The sequence below is a fragment of the Pseudocolwellia antarctica genome, assembly GCF_049933045.1.
Classification (GTDB): domain Bacteria; phylum Pseudomonadota; class Gammaproteobacteria; order Enterobacterales; family Alteromonadaceae; genus Pseudocolwellia.
In genome coordinates, this window is the sequence record NZ_CP187926.1 from 1,860,651 (window position 1) to 1,876,926 (window position 16,276).

At 36.9% G+C, this 16,276-nt stretch carries 10 protein-coding genes; 3 read left to right on the top strand and 7 right to left on the bottom strand.

The genetic code is table 11. The annotated features are described in order from the left end of the window. Window positions 1–81: 81 nt before the first annotated feature. The 7 genes from ACPUVN_RS08095 to ACPUVN_RS08125 all read right to left on the bottom strand — a co-directional run bounded on the left by ACPUVN_RS08095 (window position 82) and on the right by ACPUVN_RS08125 (window position 9,562). Window positions 82–1,512 carry a sulfatase gene (locus tag ACPUVN_RS08095; protein ID WP_426370403.1) on the bottom strand — a complete coding sequence of 477 codons (1,431 nt, stop codon included), beginning with the start codon at window positions 1,510–1,512 and terminating at the stop codon, window positions 82–84. Window positions 1,513–1,546: 34 nt separating this feature from the next. Further along, complete coding sequence (locus tag ACPUVN_RS08100; RefSeq protein ID WP_426370404.1) at window positions 1,547–3,358, bottom strand: right-handed parallel beta-helix repeat-containing protein; 1,812 nt, start codon at window positions 3,356–3,358, stop codon at window positions 1,547–1,549. Window positions 3,359–3,574: 216 nt separating this feature from the next. Further along, window positions 3,575–4,600 (bottom strand): aldose epimerase family protein, encoded by a 1,026-nt coding sequence (locus ACPUVN_RS08105; protein WP_426370405.1) that lies wholly within the window; start codon window positions 4,598–4,600, stop codon window positions 3,575–3,577. A 1-nt stretch (window position 4,601) separates the two neighbouring features. Beyond that, on the bottom strand, window positions 4,602–5,627 hold the full coding sequence (galE, locus tag ACPUVN_RS08110) for a UDP-glucose 4-epimerase GalE (protein WP_426370406.1): 1,026 nt from the start codon (window positions 5,625–5,627) through the stop codon (window positions 4,602–4,604). Window positions 5,628–5,743: 116 nt separating this feature from the next. Then, complete coding sequence (locus tag ACPUVN_RS08115) at window positions 5,744–7,318, bottom strand: sodium/sugar symporter (RefSeq protein ID WP_081181147.1); 1,575 nt, start codon at window positions 7,316–7,318, stop codon at window positions 5,744–5,746. Window positions 7,319–7,373: 55 nt separating this feature from the next. Further along, window positions 7,374–8,516: a galactokinase gene (gene galK / locus ACPUVN_RS08120; RefSeq protein WP_426370407.1), complete on the bottom strand. Its 1,143-nt coding sequence runs from the start codon at window positions 8,514–8,516 to the stop codon at window positions 7,374–7,376. Continuing rightward, the gene (locus ACPUVN_RS08125; protein ID WP_426370408.1) at window positions 8,516–9,562 is read right to left on the bottom strand and encodes a UDP-glucose--hexose-1-phosphate uridylyltransferase; all 1,047 of its coding nucleotides are present in this window, start codon (window positions 9,560–9,562) and stop codon (window positions 8,516–8,518) included. Before ACPUVN_RS08125 ends, galK begins: the two co-directional genes overlap by 1 nt. A 1,130-nt stretch (window positions 9,563–10,692) precedes the next feature. Between ACPUVN_RS08125 and ACPUVN_RS08130 the strand changes: the two genes are divergently transcribed. The 3 genes from ACPUVN_RS08130 (at window position 10,693) to ACPUVN_RS08140 (ending at window position 16,258) form a co-directional block, all read left to right on the top strand. Continuing rightward, window positions 10,693–13,548, top strand: a complete 2,856-nt coding sequence (locus tag ACPUVN_RS08130; RefSeq protein WP_081181144.1) for a TonB-dependent receptor — start codon at window positions 10,693–10,695, stop codon at window positions 13,546–13,548. 89 nt (window positions 13,549–13,637) lie between these two features. Then, window positions 13,638–15,134 carry a tryptophan halogenase family protein gene (locus ACPUVN_RS08135; protein ID WP_426357096.1) on the top strand — a complete coding sequence of 499 codons (1,497 nt, stop codon included), beginning with the start codon at window positions 13,638–13,640 and terminating at the stop codon, window positions 15,132–15,134. Between the two features lie 23 nt (window positions 15,135–15,157). Next, complete coding sequence (locus ACPUVN_RS08140; RefSeq protein WP_426357095.1) at window positions 15,158–16,258, top strand: alpha/beta hydrolase fold domain-containing protein; 1,101 nt, start codon at window positions 15,158–15,160, stop codon at window positions 16,256–16,258. Window positions 16,259–16,276 lie beyond the last annotated feature (18 nt).

Sequence of the window (16,276 nt, forward strand, 5' to 3'; positions counted from 1 at the left end):
AACCTTTACGGTTAATAAAAAATAATGTTTACATCGACTTAACCTTTAATTAAGTCGATAACAAACGACAGTTAACTTTAGTTATTGCACACCAGAATACTGCTCAACTTCCATTTCTTTTTCCCAATTCACAAGCTTAGCTTTAAGTTTTGTGACAATGATTGGATTTTCAGTGGCTAAATCAACTTTCTCTGACATATCATTTTCAATATTAAAAAGCTTTAATTTACCACTTCGATAGGCAAGTAACTTCCAATCGCCTTCACGCACAGATGCATATAAATCTTCATATGCACGATAACCATAGATAGGTTCAGTACGTGTTAGTTTTGAGTTATTCTTGATTGTCTCAACAAGAGAAATACCATCAAGGTTTTGGTATTTTTCAACATTACCGCCGCTAATTTCGATTAAGGTCGGAAACAAGTCAGTTGATTGAACAACGCTATCATTGGTTTTTCCAGCTTGTGTTACGCCAGGCCAACTTACAATGAAAGGTACTCTAGCGCCGCCTTCAAATAAGGTATCGATTTTTTTCCCACCCTGTAAAGGTGCATTGTCTAACAAGCCCCCTTGATCAGATAAAAAGATAACAATGGTGTTCTTATCAATATTTTTATCTGAAAGTGCTTGTCTAATTCGACCAATAGATTCATCAACACCCCCCACTAAAGCGGCATGATGTGCTTCCTTATCAGAAAGACCTTTTTGTTTATAATGTTCATATAAATCCTTTCTGCCCTGCAAAGGACTGTGTATACCGTAATACCACATAGACAACATAAAAGGCTTATCTTGATCAAACTCTTCAATAAACTCAACGGCATCATCAGTTAATTTATCAGTTAAGTAGCCTTCTTTAACGTCTTTATAAACATCACTATTTTTAAAAAATGGTGCATAATAACTTTTAGGGTGACCCCAATTTGTTGTACCGCGTTGCTGATCAAAACCTTGATCTGTTGGTAAATACCCTTCATGACCTAAATGCCATTTACCGACAAACATATTATAATAACCTTGCTCTTTTAAGGCTTCTGCATAAGTCGTATATTCAGTATCTAGCCAATTAACACTAGGCACCTTTGCGGGATCTTTTTCCCAATAATGAAAGCGTTGTTCAGTACGACCATATTCATCAAAGCCATATTGCGGTTTATGCGGTATATGCCTTACCATTTTTATTCTGGCTGGATGCTGCCCTGTCACTAACGTTGCCCGACTTGGACTACAGGTAGGTGTTGGTATATACATACTATTAAAATCGACACCATCGCCTGCCAGCTTTTCTATATTAGGTGTTTCGTAATGACTATTTTTACTTGTACGAGATGCCCAGCCCATATCATCAACAAAAAACAACACAATATTGGGCTTTTTATTTGGCTCATTTACTGTTTTTTCTGCTGCGTTTACTACCGTGCTTGCCGTTTTATTTTTACTAACGTCTGCACAACCTATAGTGGCTATTAAAGATAATGTTACACTTAAACTTGTTGCTAATTTAATCATGGTTATATTCCTCACCCTCACCGATTAATGACTATTACTTAATAGAATGATCATTAATTAACGATTTTTTAGATTGTTTATCAGCTTTAATTACTTGTTTATATTCACCTTTGTAACTATTATTTTTGATTATTACATTTTTACTATTTACTAAATCAAAAACAGGTGCGTCTGGGTAAAGAGAAGGCTTATCAATATCACGCGTGATTTCATTACCTTCGATCAATAAACCGTCTACACGGTCAGCCCAAACTATACGACCGCCATGTGAAGAGATTTTATTATTGATAAAACGAATGTTTTTGTCATAACTCGCGGTTTGATCAAAAGTCTTTCCTAATTTTGGTGTGATATACATCACCGCTTGCTCAACACCAGAATAGGAATTGTATTCAAAAGTATTATTTTGAATTAATATGTCACCAACAGCGCCTGCTTCAAACCAATTAAAGGTCTCGCCGCGAAATAGAATACTCGCCATCATTGAAGATAAATAGTTGTTTTCAATAACCGTTTTCAAAGGTGTTTTGACTACAATGTTTCTGGCTCTATGATCCATAATGGTTGAATTACGAATAGTAAATGTTGGATACCAGGTTTTATTTTCTAAAATATCACCCGCTTTCAAATCTGCAGGTATATTATCGTTGAAAGTTAATTCGGTATATTTTTCGTTAAGAACACGTACATTTTTAACGATGCCTGTTTCTTGGCGTGCAGGACTAGGTTGTTTAATAAACCATACAGCATCATTTTTAGCCGCAAATTCATAACCCAGCTGTTCATAATGAACTAATTCTAATATAAGGGTATTTTCGTCAATAATTTTATCAACTTTAACGTAAGTACCACGAAGGTTAACACCATCGTCTAACATGTTTTCAAATCGTGCATTGTCAATTAATACATGCCCTTTACAGTTGGCAAAATGAGAAGCATCTGCAATTGTCGATATTACTCGGTCACTACCATCAGATAAATGAACGCCAGAGTTAAGTAAATTGATATCGGTCGTACGTTCAAATAAAAAGCCCATACCTAAAGCATGATGAACTTTTACATTGTTAATCGTAACATTTGATGAATCCTTAACTTGAAAAGCAGGTGCATATCTGTGTTTATCTCTATCACCTTTTGAACTAATTAAGCTACCAACCGGTGGCATATTTTTTAATTCTTCATAAATCCTTAAAACACCATTTGGACGTTTCTCAACTTTAGTCGGTCTACTTTTAAAGCCAGATGTATTGTGATAAACACGTTTATGCGCTTTATCCCACACCATTGAGCTACCTAGTTCATTGAAAGAAAAACCGTCTACTAATGGAAATTGTATTTGGTCTTTTACCAATTTCCAATGGTGGCTGCCACTTGCTGGTTTAACATCTCTCCAGTTTTCTTTTTCATTAACAGCAACAACTTCAGATAAAAAAGTAAAAGGAATATCCCAATCAATGGTTAAATCTTTGATACTAATTTTTTTATTGTTGTATAACTGAAATGGAGCAACTTGGCCGTGGAAAATAAGATCAGCGCCATTGCCTTCAATTTCAACTGATTTAAAATTGTCTAAAGGGAAAATAACATTTTTCATCCCATTACCATGATTAGTTACAGTGCTATATCTTGATACGGCATAATCAGGTAGAAACTTATAAGTCCCCTTTTCTAAAATAATTTTAATCTCATCATCTGTAACAGATTCTAATGCTGCACGTAATACCGGTGTCATATCTGCAGACGAGGGTTGTAATTTTATAATCTGTTCAGCAGCAGCCGACGTACTTAAAGTACCAAGAAAGGCAGCTAAGATAATGGTGTTTTTATGTCTTTTTATTAAATTCATTTTTTATTACTCGTTCTTATTTTAAAATTGAACACATAATCATTATGGCACAAACAAGGTGTTGCGTTAAACCTTATTGTAAATATAAATTTATGTAAACAAAACTTACATATATTTACATTAATACTTATCCTAGATTATAAAATTTATTCATTACCCAAGCATAATTTTCAGAGGTAACCTATTGTTTAGACGTGTATATTAAAAAAGTTATCGCTAATTATTAAAAGCATAGATAATTTCTTGATTGAATTTTTCATTAGCCAATAAAACTGTCGAAGGAAAACTATCATTATTAGGAGCATCTGGCCAAAACTGCGCTTCTAAGCAAACGCCTTGGTTTTTCTTAAAGGGTGTTGCCAAGTAATTGCCAGTGTAAACCTGTACACCGGGAAGTGAGGTAAACAAAGACAAAGTAATATTACTTTGTGGTGATGTTAATTTTGCTGCTAAACGATTATTAATTCCAACCTTGCCATTTAGATTATGAGTAGATTCATCATTATCTAAAGTGAAACAGTGATCGATGCCATTTGCTAGTAGAATTTGCTCATGTTGATCAGATAAAACCGCTTTTAATTGTGTAGGCTCGTTGAAATTTAAACAACTTCCAAAGGTCGGTTTAATATCCCCTGTCGGGATACCTTCCTTATCAGTCGGGAGATAATGTTGTGAGAATAGCTGTAAATAATGATTGTCAATTAAGCTCTTGTCATCATTTAAATTGAAATAGCAATGATTCGTTAAATTGAGCACAGTATCTTTATCAGACGATGCCTCAAATGAAATTTTTATTTGATTATCCGCTACAGTAATAGTTTGCCAAACATCTACATTACCAGGAAAACCGCCATCACCATCAGGCGTATGTAAATATAGTTTTATCTCATCTTTATGATGATAAATCACCTGCCAAATGCACTTGTTAAACCCTTGTTCTCCTCCATGAAGACAATGCTCTCCAGGCGTTTTTGTTACTGTGTATTCATGATTATTTAAAGAAAAAACACCTTGATTAATTCTATTGGCATAACGCCCGACAGAGGCACCTAAATAAAAGGGGTCGTCTAAATATAATGATAAGTCATCATAACCTAACGATAACTCTTGTTCTTTTAAGGTGATGCTCGAAATGATACCACCAAACGCAAGCACTTTTATTGTTAGCCCTTTTCCATCGCTTAGCTGGTATGGCTTTAAAGCCTGCTCTTCTTGTGGCGTTAATAGTTTTTTGGTGTTCATTTTATTTTGCATACCCATTTGGATTGTTTGATTGCCAATGCCACGTATCTTTCATCATTTGCGTTAAGCTTCTTGTAGCTTGCCAATTCAATTGGGTATTCGCTTTATTTGCATTAGCCCAAAAAGCAGGTAAATCGCCTGATCGTCGAGGTGCAACATCAAAAGGAATAGCTTTCGATGTTGCGCTTTCAAAGGCTTTTACAATAGCAAAAACAGAAACACCATTACCCGTACCTAAATTAAATGCTTCAACACCTCTAAATGACTCATTTTTATTTAGCCATTCAAGTGCAGCTAGGTGACCTTCCGCTAAATCCATCACATGTAAATAGTCACGTTCACAACTACCATCTTGCGTAGGATAATCGCCGCCAAAAATATTGAGTTTAGCTCTTTTTCCTACCGCGACTTGAGCTACGTAAGGAAGTAAATTATTAGGAATACCACTTGGGTCCTCCCCTATTTCACCACTTTCGTGAGCACCAATTGGATTAAAGTAGCGCAACGAAACTGCTCTAAATTGAGCATCAGAAATAGCTAAATCTTGTAAAATTCGCTCAACCATTACCTTATTAGCACCATAAGGACTAGAAGGCGTGCCCAGTTTCATATTCTCATCATAAGGAACGTCGTTTTCTTCGCCATATACAGTGGCAGAAGAGCTAAAAATAAAGTTATTTACGCCAAACTCTTTCATCACTTCTAATACGCAAACCGTACCATGTACATTACTTTGAAAATAACTTAAAGGCATTGTCGTTGATTCACCCACCGCTTTTAACGCGGCAAAATGAATAACAACACTGATTTTATGGTGCTCAAAAACTTCCCTTAGTTTGTCTTTATCGCGAATATCGCCTTCAATAAAGTCAACTGATTTACCTGTTAAACGTTTTACACGCTCAATCGACTCAGCACTCGAATTACATAAGTTATCATAGACAATAACCTCATAGTCATTTTCCAATAAAGTTAAAACGCTATGAGAGCCAATATAACCTGCGCCACCTGTTACTAATACTTGCATCTTTATTCCTTTAACTAAACAAAGGTCAATGGATACCCAGTTGACCTTTATTTGATTACTTCATTAAACTTAAACAGAGATAAATAAGTAGGTTTATCTCTGTTGAGTTAATACTATTACCACCAAGTTGCGTATAAAGCGACAAGGATAAATATCACGCCAAGGCTAGCCACATTAAAAGATTTAGCCGTAGTAAAACTCACGGTATCTAAACTAACGCTGCTATCTTGTGTATTTGGCTTACCCATAATTGACACAAGGTAACAAAGGCCCAAACAAAGCAAGAAAACTAAGCCAACTCGGTCCATAAACGGTAACTCAGGCCAAAGTTGCATTAAGGCAAAAGAAAAAACAGCTGAGCCAAATGCAGCCGCAAGAGCACCCATTGACGTAGCGCGTTTCCAGAACATACCCATCACAAATATCACCACAATGCCTGGTGTAAAGAAGCCGGTAAACTCTTGTATGTATTGGAATGCTTGATCAAATTTACCCAGCAATGGTTCAGCTACAACCAAAGCGATACACAAAGAAATTAACGCAGCAATACGTCCCACATGCACGTAATGGCGTTGACTTTTGTTTGGCTTAAAACGCGTGTATAAATCCATAGTAAAAATAGTTGAAATACTATTGGTCATTGAGGCAAGAGAAGAAACGATAGCAGCAACTAAGGCCGCAAATACCAACCCTTTAATACCGACTGGCATTAATGCCATCATTGACGGATAAGCTTGGTCTGGCGTTGTTAATGAAGGATATAAAACAACGGCAGCAATACCAGGCAGGACGACAATAACAGGCATCAATAATTTAAGGTAGGCCGCAAAAGCGATACCTTTTTGCGCTTCTTTTATATCTTTAGCCGCTAAAGCACGTTGAATAATATATTGATTGAAGCCCCAATAACTGAAGTTCATCACTAACATACCGCCGATTAATACCGAAATACCCGGCAAGCTCATGTAATGCTCATTTTCAGGACTTAAAATCATGTCAAAATGCTCAGGCATTTGATCGGTAAGAATTCCGAAACCAGCTAAAACACCTTGTCCATCTGACACTGCATCAAGTGCTAAGTAACTTAAGAATAGTCCGCCAAATACTAATAACACAACTTGAAATATATCAGTATAGGCAACGGCTTTTAAACCACCGTATAACGAGTAAGCAACAGAGAAAACGGCTAAGAAAATCATGCCGAACATCCAATCAACACCCGCAACGGTTTCAATGGCTAAGCCACCTAACCATAAAACGGCGGTTAAGTTAACAAAGGTATAAACCGCTAGCCAAAAAATTGATAAGGTCGTTTTTACTTTACTATCAAAGCGCTGCTCTAAATATTGTGGCATGGTGAAAATTTTATTATCTAAGAAAATAGGGAGCATATATTTGCCAACTATGATCAAGGTAATCGCTGCCATCCACTCATAAGAAGCAATAGCGATACCTATAGCATAACCAGAGCCCGACATGCCTATTATCTGTTCCGCAGAAATATTTGCGGCAATTAAAGAAGCGCCAATAGCCCACCACGGTAATGATTTACCTGCTAAAAAGTAATCTTCTGTGCTCGCTCCTTCTGCTTTCTCACTGCGAGAAATCCACAATGCAACACATAACAGCCCTATAACGTAAACAATAAAAATTGTGCTGTCTATCGTGCCTAATTTGTTTGCAAAATCCATAATTCCCCCACCTCTTATTTTTAATTATAATTTTTATAATTTCTATTTTGATAACTTATCTAAAAGCACCCTGACTCGCTTTACAGTTATAAATTGTTGCTGCCAACCCAAACTTTTCTGGATAATCTTTATTCACAACTTCAGTCAGTTTAGTCACCATTTCCTCGGGTACTAAAGCAACAATACAACCACCAAAACCGCCACCGGTCATTCTTACACCACCATTAAGACCAATAACATTGTCGATAATCTCAACTAAGCCATCCATTTCTTTAGTCGTTACTTCAAAATCATCTCTCAATGAAGCATGAGACGCTTTCATTAGCGCGCTGAGGGATTCTATATCGTTATTTTGTAACGCTGCTAAGGCTGAAACAGTACGCGTATTTTCAGTGATAACATGTCGCGCACGTTTATACAGTTCAAGGTCTATAATCGATTTATCAGCTTCAAGTTGCTCTAGCGTTACTTCTCGAAGTGCTGACTTACCAAAATGTTTGGCTACTTGCTCACATTGTTCTCTGCGTAAGTTGTATGCACTATCAACCAAACCTCGTTTAACATTAGAATTAACTATAAACAGTGACAAATTACTAGGGATCGGTGCATCTTCAAACGACAAATTTTTACAATCAAGTAGCATTGCATGGCCTTTTTGACCCATGGCAGAAATTAATTGGTCCATAATGCCGCAATTACAGCCGACAAAATTATTTTCAGCTTTTTGACCTAATTTAGCCGCGGTAATACCATCTAAATCTAATTCATAAAGCTGTGCAAATGTTTTAAGAATTGCTATTTCAAAACTTGCAGAAGAGCTTAAGCCTGCACCTTGGGGTACATTGCCTGTAACTGCAATATTTGCTCCTTTGATATCAGGATAAACCGTCATTAATGCCTGTAAGGTACCTTGAACATAATTACTCCACATTTTTTCTTCATCAAATTTTAATTGATCGAGCTTAAATGAAGTTGATTCTTGGTCGCAGTCATGAGCATAAACATTGACTGACATATCATCGCGTTTAGATGCAGCAATGTCAGTGCCGTAGTTAATGGCGGCAGGAAAAACAAAACCATCGTTATAATCAGTATGATCACCAATTACATTTACTCGACCCGGCGCATGACAAAGTAAATGTGGTGCTATTGAAAACTGTTCTTCAAACAATCGTTCAATCAAATCTTGTTGGCTCATTATATGCTGTCCTTGTAATGAACATTGGATAAGCCTTTTAATCTTTCGGCGGCTTGTTCTGCGGTTAAATCACGTTGTGCTTCAGCCATCATTTCGTAACCTACCATAAATTTACGGACGGTAGATGAACGCAGTAATGGTGGGAAAAAGCTCGCATGTAAGGTCCACTCTTGATGCGTTTCACCATCGTAAGGTGCGCCATGCCAGCCCATTGAATACGGGAAAGAGCAATTAAATAAATTGTCATATTTAATGGTTAATTGTTTAAGAATATCCGCCAGCGACACTTTTTGAGCATCCGTTAACTCAGTCATTCTAGCAACATTAAATTTTGGTAAAAGTAGGGTTTCAAATGGCCATGCGGCCCAATAAGGCACAACCACTATCCAATCGTCATTACTGACAACAATGCGCTCTTCATTATCGATTTCTTTTTTTACATAATCTTGTAATAAATTACCGCCATGAAGTTGCTGATAAGCCAGTTGAGCGTTTTGCTTTTTTTCAACCAAGGTAGGTAATTGCTGTTGTGACCAAATTTGTCCATGTGGATGAGGATTTGAACACCCCATTACACTACCTTTGTTTTCAAAAACTTGTACCCACTGATAGGTTTGCCCAAGTTCATGACATTGTACTTGCCACGTATCAACAACGGCTTTAATTTCACCAACGCTAAGTTGTGGTAAAGTTTTACTGTGATCAGGAGAGAAACAAATTACACGGCTTTCACCCTGCTCTGTCGCCATCTTAAATAAAGGGTCATCGTTAACAACTGTTGGCGTATCTTGTTTTAATGCAGCAAAATCATTAGTGAATACAAAGGTCTTTTCATAATGATCATTAACTTCGCCATTAATGCGCGTATTACCAGCACATAAAAAACAACTTTCATCATAAGTCGGCTTTTCATCTTCATCCAATGTTTCAACTTGACCCTGCCATGGCCGTTTAGCCCTGTGTGGAGATACGAGTACCCATTCATTTATTAAGGGGTTGTATCTTCTATGAGGGTGTTCTGTTGGATCAAAATCTTCATTCTTCATTCTATTAATCCCATTTAATCTGTTTATGTTTTTCGTGTTTTATTGCAAGACGGGAACGCGCAACACCTACAGGTAAAGATACTCGATTTAATATTAAAAGCAACAATTAGCTATAAAAAGTGATGAATAAATAGTAACTAAATATCCATAAGGTTAAAGGAAAACACAAAAATAAAAGTTATACCATTGATTTAAATGTCAATTAAATAAAGTTAACCATGTAAATTAAAATTTAGAGGCAAGCGATATAACTTATATATTACGTTTAAACATAGGCAATAAAGCTGTAATCCAGAACTTTAAAACTCTAACGTGTAACGCAACACCTTTTCACGTAGTGTATCGTACCTTTTTTCTGATTTTACGTTGATAAAATGCGAGTTTACAGATACCTGAGCGAACGATGTACAAGGTGCATCTTTTTATAAATGGTAACTCTTGATTAGAAACAAAGGTGACTATGCATCTAGTTCACAACTAAAATTCAACCTGAAATTTAGATATTAATACATACCTGTTGATAAATTTATTGTCTGTTCTATATCAAACTAAGATATAGAATGTTCTGGTAAAGCAGAATAATAAGACATATTTATAGTGGTCGCTTTAAACTCAATTGGTTTCTAGTAGAGTGTGCTAAGTCCACACCTCCATTAATTAAAATACATTTCTATTTTGAAGTGTTACATGCCATTAAAACAGATCAACCTTGCGTGTTTTAAACAAAAAAACGTAATGCATGATAAACAGCAGAGATTGGTCGAAACTTATGAGTGATAAGTTTACTCTGGGACAGAGTCACCCATTGAAACCTCCGACTTAGGATAGCGTAAAACCCAATAAAAGAGAGCAACAAAACCACAGACCCACCATCGAAAACACTACAAGTTATTGATACAATTGTCATTTAACTGGATATATTAAAATTACACTTAAATGAATTGATAAATAAAATATTATAATACAACAAAATCATTGCAAAATGGTTGCGCATAACCCCTAATAGGTTGCTAACTTTCAATAGGGGTGATACCTATTAAAAGTTAGTAATACATAATAAAAATATAATATTTAGCAGTGTAAATACTGTTAAAAAAATATTTACATGGACTTACTAAGGGAAGGAAATAATGAAAAAATCAATTAATACTAAGGTATTACCTCTTGCGTTAGCAATATCCAGCGCGCTATTTACTCAGTATGGTTTTGCTCAGGAAAATAAATCAATTGAAGTGATTGAAGTTTCTGGTATCCGTAGCAGTTTGATTGAATCAATGGATTTAAAGAAAAACGCGTCATCTATACAAGATAGTATTGTTGCTGAAGATATCGGTAAATTTCCCGATCAAAACGTTGCAGAATCATTACAACGCATCACAGGTGTAATGATTTCTCGTACCAACGGTGAAGGTGCAAAAGTTACCGTACGTGGATTTGGCCCTAAATTTAACTCAGTTCACCTTAATAATCGTGTTGTTGCGACAACTGACAGAGGCCGGGAGTTTGACTTCCAATCTTTACCTTCTGAACTCATTTCGGGTGCTGATGTAGTTAAAGCGTCGAGAGCGAATATTGCTGAAGGTAGTTTAGGTGCCTATGTAAATATCAGAACAGCTCGACCTTTAGATAAAGCTGGCTTTCAAGCCGCGGGGTCTATTAACGCAAAATATAATGACCTAGCTGAAGAAGTTGATCCTAAAATATCAGCAATTGTGAGTAATACTTTTGTAGATGATACTGTTGGTGTGTTATTTGGTCTTTCTCAATTAGATGTTACCAACCGTATAGACAGCGCAGGCGCTAACCGTTGGGCTTTTTTTGATGCCGCCGACACCGTTTTTGCTCCAGGTCCTATTACTGATGAAGCAGGCAATGCCGTTACTAGTGGCAGTATTTGGTTTCCAGGTCGCGCATGGTACTCAATGGATACCGAGTCTAGAAAACGCACGAGTGCTAACTCAACCATACAGTGGGCTCAAAACGATGATCTCACTCATACATTTGACGTTTTGTATTCAAAGCTAGATCGTGAAGCGTTTGGTAATGGGATCCAAGTACCTACTCAACGTGATGGTTTCACTGATGTTATTGTATCTCAGTACGGTACAGCCTTAGCAGCAACAAAAGCAGCAAGTCCTATTGATGGCCGCTTTCAAGTTGAAGGTCAAGAATCTGAACAAATAGCAACAGGCTTTAATAGTAAGCTTTTCCATGACGAGTGGACATTTGAGCTCGATTTATCTTACTCGAAAGCTGAAGCAACAGAGAATCGCGGTGCCTATATTCCACATATCGTTAACGCAAGTGTAGACCAAAGTGTACTTCCGGGCGATCCAGGCTACCAAGCTAATCAAGAATTTGGTCTTATTTTAGATGAAGATTATATTCGTTACGACAGTCGTGGAGGTGATGTAATTAATGTGGAATCAACCCTAGACTGGTCTGATCCCGCAGCAGTTCGAGCGCATTGGAATGACGTTGCACAAATGGAAAGAGAAGATGAAATCAAGTCAATTAAATTTGATGTTAATTACCAGTTAGATAAGGGTATTTTTACTTCTATTGATGCAGGTATAGCAATCAGCGAGCGTAAAAAGTCACAAACGGCATATCGTATTGCAGACAGTTGTGTGAACCTTGCCTTGCCTGAAGCTGAGCAAGTACGTACTTGTAACTCAAGTGCCGACTTAGATGACAGTATATTTGCTATAAACAGTAACAATGGTTTTTTAAGCGATGTAGCAGGTAACTTTCCTCGTGACTTTGTCTTAATTAACGATTTAAATGCTTTTACAGATGCTATTGGCCAAATTCGTAAAGAGTCTAATTGGAATGAAACGTCAGTTCGACCAAATGAAACTGTTTCAAACACCGAAGATATTGCGGCACTATATGTGCAACTAAATATGGAAGGTGAGCATTCATTATTTAACTGGAGTGGCAATGTTGGCTTCCGACAAGTAAAAACTAAAGTCTCTTCAGTTGGTAATGCTATTGAACTGTTGGAAGTAGTTTCAGTTTTAGGTGGCTCTGAAGGAGGTTTAATTGATGCAACCTATACTGAACCTGCGTTTTTAACCAAAGAAAATGACTATTCAAATTTCTTGCCTAGCGCTAATGTCAGCCTTGATTTTAACAATGGTTATTTCCTCAAAGCAGGGGCAGCTAAAGTTATGACACGCCCAGCTATAGAAGATATCGGTGTAAATCGTTCATATAACTACGAACGCGCAACTGATGCATTCCAAACGGGTGGTAACCCAACGCTTGAACCGTATGAAGCAACTCAGTTTGACCTGTCGCTAGAGTACTACGCAGAAAATGGTGACGCATATAGTCTCGCGTTCTTCCGTAAAGATATTGCAACATACATCTCTACTAATACTGTTCAAAGAAATGATCAATTTATCATTGATAAGCTCGATGCTAACGATAATGTTATACAAGTACCGCTAGTAGAAACAATTACTGAAAAAAATAATCGTGACGGTGGTACGGTAAACGGAATTGAAATTGCAGGTTTGCATTACTTTGATTACTTACCTGGCTTCCTTAGTGGTTTCGGTATTCAAGCAAACTATACCTTCACTGACAGTAGCGATGACAATGCTGATACATTTACGCAAGACGGTGTCGTCGCACCAGGTAATGGCTTAGAAGGCTTGTCTGAAAATGCTTATAATATTATCGCCTTTTACGATAAAGATGCCTTTCAAGCACGTATTGCTTACAACTGGCGTGAAAGTTTCTTAGAATTTCGTCAAGGTCCTATTTTAGGCAGTAATGGCATTCCTCAACATGTTGAAGACTATGGTCAATTTGACTTTAGTACATCATATGACATCAATGAAAACTTCACTATAAATGCTGAAGTGATTAACTTAACCGATGAAAGTAACTTACGTTATGCTGATGTAAGAGAGCGTGTGGTTAATTTAGCTTATTCTGGTCGTCGATACCAAATTGGTGTCTCTGCAAAGTTTTAGGTTTTAAAATTGAAATAATGTTAAATAATCAAACAAGCTCTAGGTGTTAGTATAGAGCTTGTTTTTTTGAAAAGTATAAGAGGATGGTAATGTCTAACGAACAGCAAATAAAAACCTTTGTGATTGTCGGAGGAGGAACCGCTGGTTGGATATCAGCGGCTATTTTATCCAGGGCCTTATTGAATCTGCCTTGCAAAATCCGTTTAATAGAGTCACCTCATGTACCAACCATTGGTGTTGGCGAAGCTACCATTCCTTCTATTGTAGACATGCTGGAATACTTAAAAATTCCTCTAGCTGAATTTATATTAAAAACCAATGCAACATTTAAACTCGGTATTAAGTTTTGTGATTGGCATAAATTAGGCAGTCATTACTGGCATCCATTTGGTCATGTTGGCAATAAAATAGAGGGTAAACCCTTTTATCAACATTGGCTGAAAAACAAGTTAAATGGGGGGACGTCTGAATTTACTGATTTTTCTCCTGCTATTGCATTAGCCAAACAAAACCGATTTTTCATACCTGATCCACAAAATCCCACTAATTTATCAGCATCCACGTATGCATTACATTTTGATGCAACCTTAGTGGCTGAGTTTTTATCTCAATACTGTCAAAATAACAGCGTTGAGCATATCAAGGGCCATGTCCAAAATGTTGTGTTAGATACACAGGGTAATATCAGCCAATTAACGCTAGAAAATGGAGCGCTAGTCGACGGCGACTTTTTTATCGACTGCAGTGGCCAACAATCGCTTTTATTAGGCAAAGCCTTAAGAATTGGCTACGAAAATTGGCAACATTATTTACCAGTAAATAAAGCAGTGGCTGCACAATCTAAAGTGATGCGCCCTCTGCCCTCTTTTACCTCTTCATTTGCACATGAACACGGATGGAGATGGCAGATACCATTACAAAATCGCACAGGTAATGGCTATGTATATTGCGACCAATATTGCAGTGATCAACAAGCTCAAGATCTACTTGCAAAAAATGTTGGTGATTTTATAACAGAGCCCAGAATTATTTCATTTACAACGGGTAAACGACACAAAATGTGGCATAAAAACTGTCTAGCGGTTGGCTTGTCATCAGGTTTTTTAGAGCCATTAGAGTCCACCAGCATTTACTTGATAATGAAAGCCATGCTTAACTTTGTGCAAACAATACCCAGTAAAAAATTGCATCAAGCACCGATAGATGAATTTAATCGTAAAATGGATCATGAATATGAATGTATTCGCGACTTCATTGTATTGCATTACAGTGAAAGCAAGCGTACTGATTCCCCTTTTTGGCAAATGTGGCAAAACTTAGCAATACCTGATTCCCTCGAAACAAAACTCGACTTATTTCGTTCGCAAGGTCAATTATTTCATGATACTGATGATTTGTTTGCCACAGATAGTTGGTATTCTGTATTGGAAGGAATGGGTGTACGCCCTAACGAATATGACCCGCTTATCGATGCGTCTGATTATTCAAAAATTCAACAAGCGCTAGTAAGTTCACAAATAGCACTTGATCAAAGTGCGGCTAAAGCCCTTGAACACATGGCTTATATTAAAAAAATAAAATTCTAATCGCTAATAAAGCAGGCCATTTCATGTTTAAAAAAATAAAAATCAACTATTTATTATTATTCGCTTTATCTTATTCATGGCATGCCATGGCTGATCACATTAACTATACGCCGAACGAATTAATAAACACATTTGATCTACTCGATACGAATAAAAACAAACTGTTAGAGGTGTTTGAATTCAAAGCCCAGAATAGGGATATATTCGAACATGTGGATATAAATCTTGATAACAAACTTTCGAGTAAAGAATTTAAAGCCTACTTTAGTTATCAAAATAGAATAATTAAAGAACGTAAAAATATAAAAAATGAACAAGCACACCTGAACATAGCTTATGTTGAAAACGGACATAGGCGACAAAAACTCGATTTGTATATTCCCGACAATCTACAAACTAAACCTATGCCCTTAGTTATTTGGATTCACGGCGGTGGTTGGAAAAGAGGCACTAAACTGCTTTTAGGTAAACAAATAGCGTTACTTGAACAAGGTTTTATTTTAGCCTCAATCAATTATAGATTGAGTCGTCACGACACCTACCCAGCACAATTGCACGATGTAAAAGCGGCTATACGCTTTTTAAGACACAATGCTAAAACCTATGGCATTGATCCCAATAGAATAGGTATTTGGGGAGCTTCAGCGGGTGGGCATCTAGCTGCTTTAGCCGCTACAACGGGTGATGATGCTAGCTTAGAAGGAAGCTTAGGCGTAACTAATGCTTCTAGTAAAGTTCAAGCTGCAGTTATTTGGTATGGCCCTAGTGACATGTTAAAAATGTTTGAACGACGAAAAAACTCGCTGCCTATTGGGACGAATTTATTGAGATTTCCGGTGCCTAAACTCTTCGGCGGTACACCTGAAACACATGGGCAACTATATCGCCAAGGTAGTGCTATTAATTATGTAACGCCCAATGACCCACCCTTTTTAATTATGCACGCAAATAAAGATCCCATTGTCCCTCTGGATCAAAGCAAAATTTTGCATCAAAGCTTAACAGATAACCAAGTATCCAGTGAATTTCATATCGTAGAAGGTTCAAAGCACGACTTTTTCAGAGGGGATGAAGAACACAAAATACTTCATCAATTTTTGACAAAAAAATTAATAAACAATTAATAAAAAATAAGCAGTTAT